The 15,870-nt window shown below is 52.2% G+C and carries 11 protein-coding genes; 1 reads left to right on the forward strand and 10 read right to left on the reverse strand.

The annotated features are described in order from the left end of the window. Positions 1–113: 113 nt before the first annotated feature. The 4 genes from mfd to GA0061077_RS03110 all read right to left on the reverse strand — a co-directional run bounded on the left by mfd (position 114) and on the right by GA0061077_RS03110 (position 8,285). Entirely contained in the window at positions 114–3,632 is a 3,519-nt protein-coding gene (mfd, locus tag GA0061077_RS03095) for a transcription-repair coupling factor (protein WP_091847633.1), read from the reverse strand. A gap of 10 nt (positions 3,633–3,642) precedes the next feature. Continuing rightward, positions 3,643–4,242, reverse strand: a complete 600-nt coding sequence (pth, locus tag GA0061077_RS03100; RefSeq protein WP_091847418.1) for an aminoacyl-tRNA hydrolase — start codon at positions 4,240–4,242, stop codon at positions 3,643–3,645. 196 nt (positions 4,243–4,438) lie between these two features. Then, a complete protein-coding gene (locus GA0061077_RS03105) occupies positions 4,439–4,930 on the reverse strand; it encodes a GNAT family N-acetyltransferase (RefSeq protein ID WP_091847419.1) in 492 nt (163 codons plus the stop codon). A 133-nt stretch (positions 4,931–5,063) separates the two neighbouring features. Beyond that, a complete protein-coding gene (locus tag GA0061077_RS03110) occupies positions 5,064–8,285 on the reverse strand; it encodes a UPF0182 family membrane protein (protein WP_091847634.1) in 3,222 nt (1,073 codons plus the stop codon). 441 nt (positions 8,286–8,726) lie between these two features. Between GA0061077_RS03110 and brnQ the strand changes: the two genes are divergently transcribed. Further along, positions 8,727–10,064, forward strand: a complete 1,338-nt coding sequence (gene brnQ / locus GA0061077_RS03115; protein WP_091847635.1) for a branched-chain amino acid transport system II carrier protein — start codon at positions 8,727–8,729, stop codon at positions 10,062–10,064. 530 nt (positions 10,065–10,594) lie between these two features. Here brnQ and GA0061077_RS03120 read toward each other — a convergent pair. The 6 genes from GA0061077_RS03120 to GA0061077_RS03145 form a co-directional block, all read right to left on the reverse strand. Then, the gene (locus GA0061077_RS03120; RefSeq protein ID WP_091847420.1) at positions 10,595–11,287 is read right to left on the reverse strand and encodes an SDR family NAD(P)-dependent oxidoreductase; all 693 of its coding nucleotides are present in this window, start codon (positions 11,285–11,287) and stop codon (positions 10,595–10,597) included. A 260-nt stretch (positions 11,288–11,547) separates the two neighbouring features. Further along, complete coding sequence (locus GA0061077_RS03125; protein WP_091847421.1) at positions 11,548–12,837, reverse strand: uracil-xanthine permease family protein; 1,290 nt, start codon at positions 12,835–12,837, stop codon at positions 11,548–11,550. Between the two features lie 126 nt (positions 12,838–12,963). Next, positions 12,964–13,776: a histidine phosphatase family protein gene (locus GA0061077_RS03130; protein ID WP_091847422.1), complete on the reverse strand. Its 813-nt coding sequence runs from the start codon at positions 13,774–13,776 to the stop codon at positions 12,964–12,966. A gap of 291 nt (positions 13,777–14,067) precedes the next feature. Next, positions 14,068–14,523 (reverse strand): Hsp20/alpha crystallin family protein, encoded by a 456-nt coding sequence (locus GA0061077_RS03135; protein WP_091847423.1) that lies wholly within the window; start codon positions 14,521–14,523, stop codon positions 14,068–14,070. Positions 14,524–14,952: 429 nt separating this feature from the next. Next, positions 14,953–15,186 carry a hypothetical protein gene (locus tag GA0061077_RS03140; protein WP_091847424.1) on the reverse strand — a complete coding sequence of 78 codons (234 nt, stop codon included), beginning with the start codon at positions 15,184–15,186 and terminating at the stop codon, positions 14,953–14,955. Positions 15,187–15,351: 165 nt separating this feature from the next. Further along, on the reverse strand, positions 15,352–15,708 hold the full coding sequence (locus GA0061077_RS03145) for a DUF488 domain-containing protein (protein WP_091847425.1): 357 nt from the start codon (positions 15,706–15,708) through the stop codon (positions 15,352–15,354). Positions 15,709–15,870 lie beyond the last annotated feature (162 nt).

Here is a 15,870-nt window from a genome sequence, read left to right on the forward strand (position 1 = left end):
TTTTTCAAACAAAATAGCCCATCGCGGCACTCTTTGCACCCTTCGACCACCAAATCCTTGCAAACTACGAACGAAACACCACGACTGGACCGACGCCTCAATGAAACTCAACCTTATCGGGGTTGATTGCGCCATGCCAAATCTTCGAGCAGTTGATCAGTCCAGCTCATGACCTCGGTGCTACTCATCGACTTTCCACCGAAGGAGCCACCGAAAGGTGCAGGAATCAAGAGGGTATGCGTCACTAAACGGTACTGCGCGCCGCGATAAATCCGAGAAATACGCATTTGCAGCGACTCCGGAAGATCGATTTTCGCGATGCGAACACGATTGCCTTGCGTAACAATTTCGGAAATCCCCAGCGCACGGGCCCTGCCCCGCAGACGGGCAACATCAAACAGCGTACCGAACTCTTCCGGCAACGGACCATAACGATCGGTAAGCTCCTCACGCAAATCGGTGAGGTCCTGCTCACTGCGAGCGGCTGACAACTTGCGATAGACATCCAAACGCAATTTGTCCGAATCGATGTAATCGACCGGAATCGAGGCTTCTACGGGCAGATCTATGGTGACCGAAACCGATTCCTTTCGTTCGGGCTGCTTGTATTGCTCAACAGCCTGAGAGACCATGCGCACATACAGATCGAAACCCACGCCTTCGATATGACCGCTCTGTTCTCCTCCAAGCAGATTGCCAGTGCCTCGCAGTTCCAAATCCTTCATGGCGACGTCGAAACCTGAACCGAGCGCCGTGCTCTGGGCTATGGTGGCCAACCGATCATGCGACTGCTGGGTCATAGGCTTGGCAGGATCATAAAGGAAGTAGGCATAAGCACGTTCACGGCCGCGGCCGACTCGACCTCGCAACTGATGGAGCTGGCTCAGGCCGAAGCGCTCAGCCCGATCGACGATCAGCGTATTGGCATTGCTGATATCAAGACCTGTTTCGATAATCGTGGTGCACACGAGTACATCGATATCACGACGCCAAAAGTCCTGGATGATGTTGTCGAGCTGCTTCTCCCCCATCTTGCCGTGAGCTACGCCGATTCTCGCCTCTGGCACCAATTCTTTAATTTGCGAGGAAACCTTATCGATATCGTCGACACGGTTGTGCACGTAAAAGACCTGTCCGCCACGCAGCAGCTCGCGGCGAATTGCAGCTGTCACCTGCGCGTTTTCATATGCACCCGCATAAGTGAGCACTGGCAGGCGATCCTCGGGAGGGGTGGCGAGAGTTGACATCTCACGGATACCGGTGACAGCCATCTCAAGGGTACGAGGAATGGGAGTGGCCGAAAGCGAAAGCACATCGATATTGGTACGTAAGGCCTTCAACGTTTCCTTGTGTTCAACACCGAAACGTTGTTCCTCATCAATGATCAGCAGACCAAGGTCCTTGAATTTGATTTTCGGGTTCAACAGTTTGTGCGTACCAATAACCACATCGACTTTGCCGGACTCAAGCCCTTGATGGGTCTCGTCGATTTCTTTCTTTGTCTGGAAACGACTTACTGCAGCCACATCGACAGGGAACCCTTGGTAACGTTCGGTAAATGTCTCGTAGTGCTGTTGAACCAACAGCGTGGTGGGCGCAAGGACGGCAACTTGTTTACCGTCCTGCACGGCCTTGAACGCCGCACGCACCGCGATTTCGGTTTTACCAAAACCGACGTCGCCGCAAATCAGACGATCCATCGGCACGGGCTTTTCCATGTCATCTTTCACCTCATCGATGGCAGTGAGCTGATCGGTAGTTTCCTGATACGGGAACGCATCCTCCAATTCCTTCTGCCACGGGGTATCGGGACTGAAGGCAAAGCCCTTGGCCTGCTGGCGAGCGGAATACAGTTTTACCAGATCGTCGGCGATTTCATGGACATGTTTGCGTGCTTTGGCCTTAGTTTGAGCCCAATCCGAACCACCGAGTTTGTTGAGCTTCGGCTTGTCGGCTCCGATGTATTTCGAAACTTGATCGAGTTGATCGGTCGGAATGAAAAGTCTGTCCGGCGATGCGTTGCGTTTGGACGGGGCATACTCGATAACCAGATATTCACGCGTGGCACGATTGGCACCAACACCGGTGGTGCGCTGACGCATCTCCACGAATTGGCCGATGCCATGCTGCTCATGAACGATGTAATCGCCGGTCTTCAGTTCCATGAGATCGATGGCTTTATGGCGGCGCCGCGCACGCTTCCGCGTACTCGCAGCACTGGTCCTGCCGGTCAGATCACGTTCGGTAAGCAATGCGAATTTGGCGTATGCATCAACAAAACCATTCATGGCTTGGGATTGCAGAGTGTCAAAACGAGTCACGCCCGTCTGAGCCAACGCACGCCTTAATCGAGTGAGCGTGCTTTCCGAAGCAGCGGTAACAGTAACTTCAAAGCCATCATCGATAAGTCCTTCAAGGCCACTCGTCGCACGCTGTTCATCACCGCGATATTCCTCCGGTGCCTTCGCATGAAGTTGGACGTTTCCGGGAGCATTCGTATCCACACCAAAGCTGGAAAGCCGCCAGACCTCATGATTTGAGAATTCCAGAGAACGAATGGTCTCATCGAAGTCAAGAAAGCTTGCCTGATCGAAACTAATGGGGGCCCCTGCCCCATGACCACTTGCGGCCACATGCCAGCTCGCGGCCAGAAACTCGTTGGCGGTTTTGGCAAGGTCCGCAGCGGAACGACGCAGCTTTTCCGGATCGGAAAGCATGATAACGGCATCTTTGGGGATCATCGAAGCCACGGGCCGCATATTGTCGACCAACGCGGGAATCAAGGATTCCATGCCTTCCACAGGAATGGAATCGGCTATGGATTGCAGCATGTCATCGGCATTGGGAATTTGCCCGACAAGTGTTTTGGCGCGGTCGCGAACCTCTGCAGTCAATTGAAGCTCACGGCACGGCGTGGCCCAAACAGTGTCGATGACATCACCGTAGGTACGCTGATCGGAAGCATGGAACTGCTTGATTGTTTCAATTTCGTCGCCGAAGAATTCAACACGTACCGGATGAGGCAGAGTAGGTGGAAACACATCGACGATACCGCCTCGCACCGCGAACTCGCCGCGGTTTACCACAAGATCGACACGAGTGTACGCGCTCTCAACCAGACGTGTGGAGATCTCGTCCAGCGTGATCTCACTGCCAACCTCGAACATTAACGGTTCAACTTCACCTAAACCATCCACAACGGGCTGGATAAGCGACCGAACCGGCATGACCAAGATGCGAATGGGACCAAACATCGCACTGCCCTCTTGAGGGTGACACAGCCTGCGAAAAACAGCCATGCGTCCCGCAACGGTATCTGCACGCGGCGAAAGGCGCTCATGCGGAAGGGTCTCCCAAGCTTCAAGCTGGCACACCTCATTGGAACCCGCACCATACCAGGAACGGATGGAATTGACGGTCTCCTCGGCCTCCCTGCTCGAGGGAACGATCACAACCACAGACGAATACTTCGCACGTGCAGCGGCTAATGCCGGACGAATCCCATCGGGGGCGCCAATGTTCAATGCCCGATCGCTAGGACCTTCCGGTGGTTCAATTTCTCCCGCAAGCAAATCACGAAACGTTTCATCGTCATCAAGACGTGCCAAAAACCCGGAAAGCGAACCGGACATGTCCTGTACTTCATCGGCCATTAAACCGCTCCTGCGCCGCACTAAGACCATCGAACATTACCGCCTCCACCACATCGGCGCCATCGGCAAGAAAATCAGCCAACTCCTTGCGCTGCTGGCCTGAGAAACCGCCAAGCACCCAATTGATCGTATTCTCGTGGGCACGCGGTCCTCGTTCTGCATGACCGACACCCATCCTTACCCGCGAATATTTGTTGGTGCCGAGCGATTTGTCGATTGAACGAATACCGTTATGCCCGCCTGCAGAGCCTCCGGCCTTGGCCTTGATACGCCCGAAATCAAGATCCATATCGTCATGGATGACGATGATATGGGCGGGATCAATGTCGTAGTAGGCAGCGATGGACGAAACCGCACTACCGGAATCATTCATAAACGTCAACGGTTTAGCAAGGAAAAACTTAAGTGTTTTGCCGCCCAGATTCATCGAACCTTTACCCAACTGAGCTAGCCCCTTATGGTCACCCAAACTCACGGACCAGCGTTCCTGCAACACGTCTGTCACCATGAATCCCATGTTGTGTCGCGTTCCCTCATACTTTTTTCCCGGGTTGCCCAGTCCTACGATCAACCAGAATTGTGATGACATCCTTTGCCCTTCCACTTCTCCGTTCACTCGGCAAGCTGCCGTTTTCATACGTGCCTTGTCTTCAAAGTGCCGACATTCGGGCATGCCGAAATATACCGAACTGCGGCTACCTGCTTGTCCATCATATAGAAGTCAACAGACGCAAGACCGACCTACCAATATCAAGTTTTGCAAGAGTCTTACCTGTTGACTTCCATCACAAATCGAGGTACCAGTATGAAACATCTGAAAAATTTCGTCCATCCCAGCAAGCCTGCGGAAAGACACCATAACACGTAAAGCCGAAATGATTCACCAAAGCTACGGAACCGGAGTTCTTGGCAAAAATCACTGCGACGACCTTACGATTGCCAAGTTTTCTGGCTTTCGCAATTAGCGATGAAACCATTTCGGTTCCGCGCCCACGGTGCCTCTCGGAGGTGGTGATGTAATAGCTCAGTTCCACCACACCGTCATAACCGGCACGAGAATGAAAACGAGAAAGAGAACCAAAACCAATTACTTTCCCATTTTCGTTTTCCATAACAACCACAGGGAAATCATGGCGCGGCTCATGCGCCTCGACCCATTTTCGACGTTGCTCAAGAGTGCACGCAGTCAGATCGGCGGTCGACCCACCCGCGATCACAGCCTCGTTATAAATGTCAGTAATCGCCTGCAAATCAGCATCCAGCGCCACTCTGATCATCACTACCCCACCATCTTAAGAACGCTTTTACTGGACCCATTAAACGTGTTGCATAAAACGCAATGGCGTCATATGAGAGACACACAAATACCTCCGACACATGACGCCATTATCTTGCCATAACTTACTTTTGCTACCCCTCAAGCTGCAAGGCACGATTCAGCTGATCGTTAAGCTCCTGTTGCGCCTTACCGTAAGCGGACCAATCACCATTCTTCATGGCGGTATCAGAGTCCTTCATCGCCTGACTGGCCTTGTTCAATGCATCCTTCAAATCAGCGCCGCCGAGGCCATTTGCAGATTGACCGGCAGCCCCCTGCTTGTTGTTGTCCTTAGCTGAATCATTTGAGACCAAACCGTTGGAAGCGGCACCGTCCTTGTTTTCGGCATCACCGGCAGACGCACCAGAATCACCGCCGAAAACTTGATCAAGCGCCTCATCCAAAGTATCCGCAAAGCCTACCTGATCCCCAAAAGCAACGAGCACCTTCTTCAACAGTGGGAAACTGGTGGCTCCACTGGATTTGACGTAGACCGGCTCAATATAGACTAAGCCGCCACCGAGCGGTAGCGTAAGCAAGTTTCCGCGCACCACCTTTGTTGAACCAGATTCAAGCAGATTGAGCTCTTTGGAGACATCAGCGTTGGAATTGAAATTGTTCTGCGCCTGGCCTGGTCCAGGAACATTGGCATCCTTGGGCAATTCCTGCAATCGCAACGTTCCATAGTTGGGGCCTATCTTGCCCTTGGTACTGCCGGCATCGGAATCCACGGACAGGAATCCGGTGAGGATCTCACGCGTTGACTTCGAATTTCCAGCCGGAATGAAAGTCGAAGTCAACGAGAAGAGCGGCCGATCGGAACCTCCCGTTTTTAGCGTTAGGTAGTAGGGCGGTTGCAAAACATCTTTGTTTTGCGCGTCTGGGGACTCGGTCGGATCGACCGGCGTTTGCCAGAAGTCCTCGCCTGAGAAGAACTGACCTGCCCTGGTGACGTGATACTTGGTGAGCAACTGACGCTGTACTTTGAACAGGCTTTCCGGGTAACGCATGTGACTCATCAGCTGACCGGAAATATCCGAAATCGGATGATATTGCCCCGGGAAGATCTCCTGCCATGCTTTGATAATCGGATCGCCGGTGTCCCAAGTATAGAGATCCACCGAACCGTCGTAGGCATCGACCGTAGCCTTGACTGAATTACGAATGTAATTAGCCGGTTGAGAATTAAGTCCTTGAATGGTGTTCGAGGAGACAGTTGTCGAATCCTGAGTAGCCATGCCAAGATCAGTGGTTTGCGAATAAGGATACGCGGCGGAAGTCGTATAGCCGTCAACAATCCATTTCACACGTCCGTCGACCACCGCCGGATAAACTCGCCCATCAAGCGTAAGATACGGGGCAACCTTGGCGACGCGTTCACGGGGACTGCGATCATAGAGAATCTGCGAATCGGACGTAACACGATCGGAGAAGAAGATCTGGTCGCTGCCGAAGCGAATCGCGTAAAGGAGACGGGTGAGCATATTGCCGATCTTGGGCCCGCCGTCGCCACTAAAGGTATTCGACGCCCCTGTGGAACCTTGAGGATAATCGAACTCCCAAGGCGAGGTGCCTTTCGGAGAGCCTACAATCGAATATTCCGGGGAGTTGGGCGAGAAATAGATGCGGGGCTCATAATGCTGGGTATCGGTGAGCTTACCTTGCGTCGGGATGCCGGATTCAAAGAATTCCGGATTGCCATCGTTGGTCACCTTGTTGCCGTATGCAGCGACAACACCGTAACCATGTGTATAGACCGTATGGTCGTTGACCCAATTTCGGTTGTCGTTGCCTTCCAGATTGAGCTCACGCGCCGCAATCACAGTATCCTGGCTTTGACCGTTGATTTCATACTTGTCTACGGCCAGAGAATCCGCGAAAGTGTAATACTGCTTGGATTGCTGCAGTTGCTTGAACGTTGGCGAGGTAATCAGTGGATCCAACAGACGAATCTGCGCAGTCGTCTCCGGATCATTGGCCAGAGCACCAGATTTACCTTCGGTTGTGGCGTTGTATTCGCCAGTCTTGACCTTATCAAGCCCATAAGCTTCCTGAGTGGCCTTGATGTTGCGGGAGATATAGTCCGATTCCATCTCCTGCTCGTTAGGGCTGACTTTGAACCGCTGCAACAGAATGGGCCATAACCCCCCAAGAACGATGGCCACCACAATCACGGCAGCAGTCGAAACCATCGGCACACGCCACGCCCTGACTGCGGCGACCACACGAACACCTGGGGTTGCAGGGCCGTCAAAGGAGTGCGAGTTCATAAGCCAAATACCCAACAGAAGACCCAGAAGTGCGGTCAGTGCAGCAAGGATGATGGTCACAGGAACCTGAGCATGCACTGTTGTGTAGTCCGCTCCGGTGAAACGTCCGTTTCCCTCGGTCAGCGTGTTGAACACACCCATGATCTGTCGGGAGGACCATGCAAGCATGTTGAGGATAAACCAAACGCTGATCTGACGACGTGCATATTTGGTCATGGTCATAATGCCACGGCCACGAACGGGCATGGTAATCCGGATGCCGCCCATGGCGAAATGGGTGACCACACTGAACAGCAGACCAAAACCGAGCAACATTCCCAAAGCCGAAAGCATCAGATTAACACCGGGGAGAATGAAAACATAAAAACCGTTGTCGATACCGAACTGAGGATCACGCACTCCGAATGGCTGGGCATGCAGCATGAGCAAAATCTCCGACCAGTTCGAGTTGAACCGAAAACCGAAAACCAAGCCGACAACAAGAGAAATCACGACTGCAACGCGTCGAGCAGTCTTGGAGCTAACCGATTTGCCGACTTCAATGACGTCTCCCTTGACACGAATTGTTGAACCATCAGCCGAATCGGGACGCTTGCGTATGGCCATGGTTGCGGCAAGATAGCTTACCAACGCCATGAGAGCGGCAAAAGCCAACCATAGACCGATTTTGGCCCACAGTTGCGTCCAGACCACCGATTGAAATCCGAGCTGATCGAACCACATCAAATCAGTGACAAAACGGTCAAGGCCGAAAAGCAGCGCAAGGATAATAGCGGCCACTGCGGCCACACCCATAAAGATTTTTGTTCCTTTTGAAGTGCCCTTTGACGCCTGATGTGGCTGCCTGGTCAGGCGCGGGTTGGCACCAACCGATGAACGGAAGCCCCTGAAGCCGGAACGCGACGACGTCGAGCCCGTCTGATCATCGTCGCCATCCGTCTGCACATGCAAAATCGTCGGATCATCGTCATCGTCTGTTCGACCGAACGGATGGCCGTCATTATTCGGATCCGGAAACCCGCCAAAAAAATCAAAGATAGACATGTACCAATTGTAGCGAATGGTGTCGTCCGCAACAATCTGATGCACGACGTATGCCACAATATATTCCTCATATCACCGATACACCATCGTCGTACCTGCACCAAGCAAAGAAACTTGTCAATATAACCGTCAATAACGCAGCTCCACTACGAATAATAGGCAGTGCATTATGCATCCGAAGACAGCACAATAACCGATCTATGGGCTGTTACAAGCACAACACGCACCATAAAAACAGCTAGGGATCAAGCAATAAATTCATCAGGCAAAATAACAACCGTAGCCAAACCTCATTCTTGCTGTATAGTGGGCGTCGTCCGCATAAGTCACATGTGGTATCCAATGAGAAGTCCAGGAGCAGATATGTCAGGAACCGCAGCCCCAGAAACCGAGCCGCAAGCAAGCATTGATTCGCAAAACACGGCGCAACAATCAAAATCGATGAAACTTTCGGGTAAGTACCGACTGGCAACCGCCTTTACCTTTTTCTCGATGTTTTTCGGGGCAGGAAATCTCATTTTCCCGCCTCTTATGGGTGCACAGGCACAATCCGCCGCACTGCCGGCCACCATCGGTTTTATCGTGTCGGCCGTCGGTCTGCCGATTCTCGGCGTCCTTGCTGTGGCATCGGCGGGTGGTTTCGAGCATCTCGCATCACGGGTCTCCCCCAAGTTCGCCACAATCTTGGCCTTTGTTATCATCATGGCCATTGGTCCATGTTTCGCCATCCCGCGTACAGCCACGACCTCCTATGAAATGGCCATCACCCCGTTCATCGGCGAAAACAACCGTTTGGCATTGTTGATCTATTCCGTTGTGTTCTTTACACTCTCGTTTTTGCTAAGCCAACACCCGGAACAGCTTTCCAAGTCGCTGGGGCGCATCATGGGACCGTTGCTACTGGTACTCATCGTCGTCATGTTCGTGGCCTGCGTGTTCGTCAACCATGGGCCGCTGGGCAAACCAGTCGGCGATTACAGTCAAGGATCTCTGATCACAGGCTTTATCAACGGCTACCAAACGATGGATCTACTCGCTGCCTTGTACTTCGGCATCGTCATCTCCGCCAATGTTTCGAATTTCGGTGTCACTGAAACAAACGCTAACCGTCGCGAAACCGGCATCGCTGGAACCGGCGCGGGAATCCTGCTTATCCTGATTTACGCAGCCCTCTCCTTCATCGGAGCTGTCAGCGGAAGCATCAAGCCAGCCAACAGTAAGACAGACACAGGCGCTACTGTGTTGACCAACCTGACCACCACGGCATTCGGCTCAATCGGCACAGCGTTCGTCGGGCTGATTTTCGTACTTGCGTGTTTCAACGTGTGTACCGGTCTTATTTCGACTTGCGCCACCTATTTCGAAGAGCACTTCACCACGGTCTTCGACCATCCAGTCTCCTATCGCGAGTGGAGCATGGTCTTTTCGGTGTTCAGTTTCATCGTTTCGAACGCCGGACTGAGTGCCATCATTACAGTTTCACTTCCGGTACTCGGGGCACTGTATCCAATCTCGATCGTGCTTATACTGCTCAGTCTTGTGCAAAAGTCGTTCTCTTCCAAATTCCCTAAGGTTTACTTCTGGACCGTTTTGCTGGTATCGGTTTTCTCCATTTTTGACTGCCTGGTTAAGCTCCTGGACGTTTTCGGTCTTTCGCTGGCATCAATAAGCAATGCATTGGAGTCCCTGCCGCTTTACGGCGCCCAACTGACATGGCTTATCCCCGCTGTGATTGGCATCATCATCGGCATTCTCGACAGCCTTATCCGTCGAAAGTGACGAACAGACTCCACTAAGCACTACCAGGATCAACTTGCCCAAAGAATATGGCCTGTTTCACCAGCGGTCATACGATTCAATCGTTAATTCACTCTTCGAGAACATTGAATTTATCATCATCGAGCGGTTCCACCAAGATGAAACCGCTCGATGATTGATAAACCAGGACACATTGCGGCCCAAGAGAGACAGGGTCACATTTCTGTGATGCGTTCACCAAATTCTCCCCAGTGCAAACTGAAACCTTCGTCATTCCGCACGCGTACGCAAAAGGGGCCGACCACGCAAACGGTCGACCCCTGAACACTTGCAAAACGATTCATCCCTTAGCTGCACCGGAAGTTACGCCCTCCACCACATAACGTTGCAGGATTGACGAACGGCGAGACCGCTTAACGAAACGTTTGCTTTGCAGACGACATCACGCATTCCAATCATATTCAGCTTCCGCCCTTCCATCACCACGATAGCGACATTGAAATTACATTCAATCGTGCAATGCTGCACACACTTTGGAAACGATTCCGAAACTAGTTGCGATCGATACGAATATCAGAAACCGTGAGATCCTCTTCACATACAAGATTACGCACAATCACTTCGGCAAGGTCACCGGCCCGCATAAACGAATGCTGTTTTTCCAAAGAAACATAGTCGCGGCTTTCCTTATAGAAATCGGTATCGATACCGCCTGGATAGACACCCACTATCTTTACGCTGGATCCTTTATAAGCAGCTTTAAGACTTTCTGTATAGCCCTTTTCACCCCATTTAGCAGCACAATAGACAGATTCTTCGGCATTACCCCTTGTTGCTGCGGTGCTCATGACATTGGCTATCTTGATATCATCCTCGCCATCTTCCTTCAATGCAGCCACGCAACAAAGCACCATACCCTTCAAGCCTTTAAGGCACTTGTCGATATCCTCGCCATGATATGCAATCGGCGTTTTGAAGGAAGGCTGACCAGCATTATTGATAAGCAAATCAATATGACCCATCGCTGCGATGCATGCAAATGTTGCATTGATGAAATTCTCATCCGAGATGTCTCCGACATAGCCTCGATAAGAATCAGAATCAAACCGCTGGTTCAATTCATCCATGCGTTCGCCGTCGATATCGATCACATGAACCATCCACCCTTGAGCAATAAGGCGTTGAACCATTTCAAACCCGAGCCCAGCAGCTCCGCCGGTGACCACTGCGTTTTTCTTGTTCATCCTTGAACCCCTTATACACAACGGATTAGCCGTTCATCGATAACTTCACTGAAAAAAACGCTTCGACTTTATCAAACGTGTTCGATATATGGAGCAGCTTGCAACATCGCTTTTATTCACATCGCGTATCACGATCAGCACCAAGAGCCGGCCATACTTCCATACGAGCCCAGATGCATGGTGCCGGAGACGAAACATCGCCATCCGGCACTATCAGGCATTACCACTATGCAAAGGAGGCTATTTCAGCATCGCTACCTTCATCGCTCATCATTATCATCTTCAACAATGGCACCGGTGGCGCGGCCGATGGCGCGTAAACCGTGATACATCAGCAGCACTGCGACGGTGCCAATAGCGATACCGTTGAACTTGACCCCGGAAACCGCGAAGCCGAAATCAGCGATGCCTATGATCATGGTAACGGCTGCGGTCATGTTGTTCAGAGGCTTGCCGAAATCGACATGATTGTCGACCCAGATGCGCACACCGACCATACCGATCATGCCGTAGAGCAGGGTGGTGACTCCACCGAGTACGCCAGCGGGAATCGTATTGATGATGGCACCGAACTTCGGGCACAGGCTAAGGACCAGCGCGAAGCCCGCAGCACACCAGTAGGCAGCGGTCGAATAGACACGGGTAGCGGCCATTACACCGATGTTCTCGCCATAGGTGGTCGTGCCGGAGCCGCCACCGAAACCTGCGATTGCGGTTCCCAGACCGTCAGCCAAGAGCGCATCACCGATATTGTCGTCATAGTTGCGGCCGGTCATCTGAGCGACGGACTTGACGTGGCCCACATTTTCGGCGATAAGCACCATGACCACCGGAATAAACATCGGCAGCACTGAGAAATCGGCCTGTGGCAGGTGGAAGTGAGGGAAACCAATCCATGCTGCTTTGCCGACCGCGGCAAAATCAACCTGGCCGCGGAAGCAGGCGTAGGCATAACCGACAAGCACGCCGAGCAGAATGTTTAGTCGACCGAGCAATCCCTTGAACAGGACGGCAACAAGCAAAACGGCAAGCAGCGTAACCGCTGCCGTGTCGGGAGCCTTCTGGAAGTTGTTCCACACCGACGGTGCAAGGTTGAAACCGATAATGGCGACAATAGCACCGTTGACCACCGGAGGCATGATGATGTCAATCCACTTGGCACCGGCGAAATGGACCAGAAGACCGATCAAAGCCAAAAGCAGACCGGTGACCATGATGCCAAAGCTTGCCACAGCAAGACCCTTGTTCGCGGTGGTAACCGCAACAATCGGCGCTATAAAACCAAATGAGCTACCTAAATAACTAGGTAGCTCATTCTTATTGATCAACAGGAACAACGCGGTAGACATCGCCGTGAAGAACAATGTCGTCGACGGATCGAAGCCTGTGAGGATCGGAACCAGGAAGGTCGCGCCGAACATCGCGACGACGTGCTGGGCGCCAATACCTGCTGTCCTTCCCCATGTCATGCGTTCATCCGGCTCGACGACTTCACCGGGACTCAGCGTTTTGCCGTCACCATGCATTTTCCAAGTGAACATATTGCCCATCCTTGGCTCCTTTTTGGCATACTTCCGCCACGAATTGAGGAATAGAGGATTAACCGCGCAACTTTAATCCAGCCACGCGCCTTGGGACATTTTAGCGACCATCTTGACAAACGGCGTGTCGTCTCTTTACAAATGAGGAGAAACCGATTGGACCACATCCACCAAGTCACCGTTGGAAAGAAGCGGGCGCTGAAACTCACGCCACGGGTCGACCTTTACCGTCCACCGGCCCGTATCGTTGTCATAGACAGGACGAGCGGTCTGCTCATAGCGGATGCGTTCGTCCGTGCGACCGGTATTGGGATCGCGACGCGAATAGTGCAGGCAAGTGCAATTGGTGATTTTCCAACTGTCGCTGTCAGCACGGCGCAAAAACTCCTCATCCGAAAGATCTTCGAGCGTGAGCATCAACGAAAGCATGAAATCCCCATGAGTCACCGCGATTACGGACTGGGCTTCCGCTTTTCGATTCAACGAAGTAAGCAGATTATGAACGCGATTCTCCGAAACATCGGCAATGGATTCACCGGCCGGTGGACGCCAATACAGCGGGTCGGTTTTCTTGAACAACCAGTTGCGTTCGTAGTTGTTTCTAAAGACATCCTGCGTCACTGTGCTGATTTCGCCCCACGAACGCTCGCGAAGCACGCGTGTTTCCTCCCATTTGGCTTTGGGCAATGCCATCGTGGCGGCAGTCTCACGGGTGCGAACGTATGGAGAGACCAAGTAACGATCAAAAAGCTGCTGTTGCTCCACCAGCCAGCGACCGATACAATAGGCCTGCTTGCGCCCCGTAGCCGTAAGCCTCCACGAACGGTCGGGCACCGTGACATTGTCTTGCTTATACAGAGAATTGTCGCCGTGCTCCCCCGCCTTGACAATGACGTTTGCCTCCGATTCGCCGTGTCTGATCACATACAAATCCATTGGCATGCCCATAAGCCGACCTCGTTCTCCCTACTTCACTCGCCACATTCGTGGCTCTTGAATCATTATCGCACAACAATGACTTGTATGGAACGACGAGTGTGGCAATGCGGATCAAAGCAGGTAAGAATGACGACCGGCGAAGCGGCACGACATGACCGAACAACGAAGCGCTTTGTCCACATAGGGCAACAAGCCGGCGCAACAAAAACGCCTCCCGTCTCCTGCGTGATACATCGGCAGGAAACAGGAAAGCGCTTTAGCGGTTCTCAAGTCTGTGCGAGCAATGAGTTGAACGAACCATCAGTCTCCAATGGCAATCTGATGCTTGGCTTCGACCTTGGGCTGCGGCTGCACCTTCGCAATCTCAAGGCTCAGCGTGCCATCTTTGTAACCAGCATGCACATCGGATTCCTTGACCTGATCGCCGACATAGAAGCTGCGGGAGCAGGTACCGGCGTAGCGCTCGCGACGTAGCCAACGGCCTTCATCGTCCTTTTGATCGTGGTTCTCGTCGCGCTTGGCGGAAACAGTCAGATAGCCGTCATGCAATTCAAGGGAAATATCGTCCTTCTTGAAACCGGGCATATCGATAGAAACGTCATAAGCACTGGCAGTCTCACGCACATCGGTCTTCATCATGTTGGATGAAACAATCGGGCTGCTCATGCGGCTGCCCGAATCGCCCCAACCTGCGAAGAACGGATCATCGAACATATCAGAGAACGCATCATGCATCAAAGCAGGAAACATAGCCATAATCAATACTCCTCGTAATGAGGCAAGCCGTGACGTCCTCGGCTGACGGGTTAACCGGCCGGGCGGCGACAAGCTCCGGAACCTCTCGGCTCCAAGTCCTTTTCTTGTCACTTTGCTCAACCGGTATTCCCGCTTCGGCTTCCCGAATTTAACCCGTAGTGAACAAAACTTGACCCAATGAGACTCAAGTTTTGGAATACATCTAATTGCATATCGGATCAATATGCCCCAACAAAGACAACAACGATCAATCTTCAACCGACCTAGACGAAAATTCCTCTAACGTTACCTATGCTTATCGTCCGAAAGCTTTACTCGCCTTCGTAAAGGTAGTCATAACGTCTTTGGGCCCGCAATTCATGAACCAGCCCCATCTTGTTCTGACGATTGAACCCCACAGCGGGAACATCGTCGAAATCTTAGGGCCTCTCACACCAACATCGTAAGCCACGCATGTCCAAAATAGGGTGATGGAAGGCCGTCTTTCTCTTCCACGGGCGTGAGTGAATTGGTGATCTTCCAAGTCAAGACGATTCGACGCTCAATCGCATCATCTATCCTACGATGAATCCTGTTGCGGTTTTCATAGATGCGACCATCGGTTTCCCCGTAGACGCAATCGGACGCAAATACCGCATCGGGCTTGTCGAAACCTCGCGTCATCCACACATTGAAGTACTGGGTAACGGCACACTCACGCTCCCGTGTTCACGGAATTGATAACGTCACTGTTGCCACAGCATTGTTACACCTTAGGCGAATGGCCGTCGGGATTGCCTCTCGACATTCAAGAAGACGTGAACGAAAACCTAGCGGCAGGCTATGGATTCATTCAATCTGCCGCACCAGATAATCGCGCAGTACAATCGCGTGATTATGCTCCTGATCCTTGGCGCCGTAAAGCAATGTGATCTTGGGATGCTCACGGCACATATTGGTCAGAGCTTCAACGGCTTCAACATTGGCATCCAATTCATCACGGTACCGTTCGGCGAATTCCTCGAATTTGGACGGGTCATGACCGAACCACTTGCGCAACGGTGTCGAAGGTGCAATGTCTTTGAGCCATAAATCTACTTTGCCGTCCGATTTGGCAACACCACGCGGCCACAGCCTGTCAACCAGAACACGATATCCATCCCTGCCTTCAACCCCTTCATACACCCGTTTCAACGCAACCGTCATAGCTCCGCTCCTTGTCGTCTGTTTTCACACCATAAGACCACAATACGGCAAAAACCGATGGAAACGATGACAGGACGAAAATACGACTGTTAGAGCAAAAGCACCATCACACACAAGGTATGGCATGGCGCTTCCTGCTGTTTTACATTTGTTCAGGCGATG

Source organism: Bifidobacterium commune (genome assembly GCF_900094885.1).
GTDB lineage: Bacteria > Actinomycetota > Actinomycetes > Actinomycetales > Bifidobacteriaceae > Bifidobacterium > Bifidobacterium commune.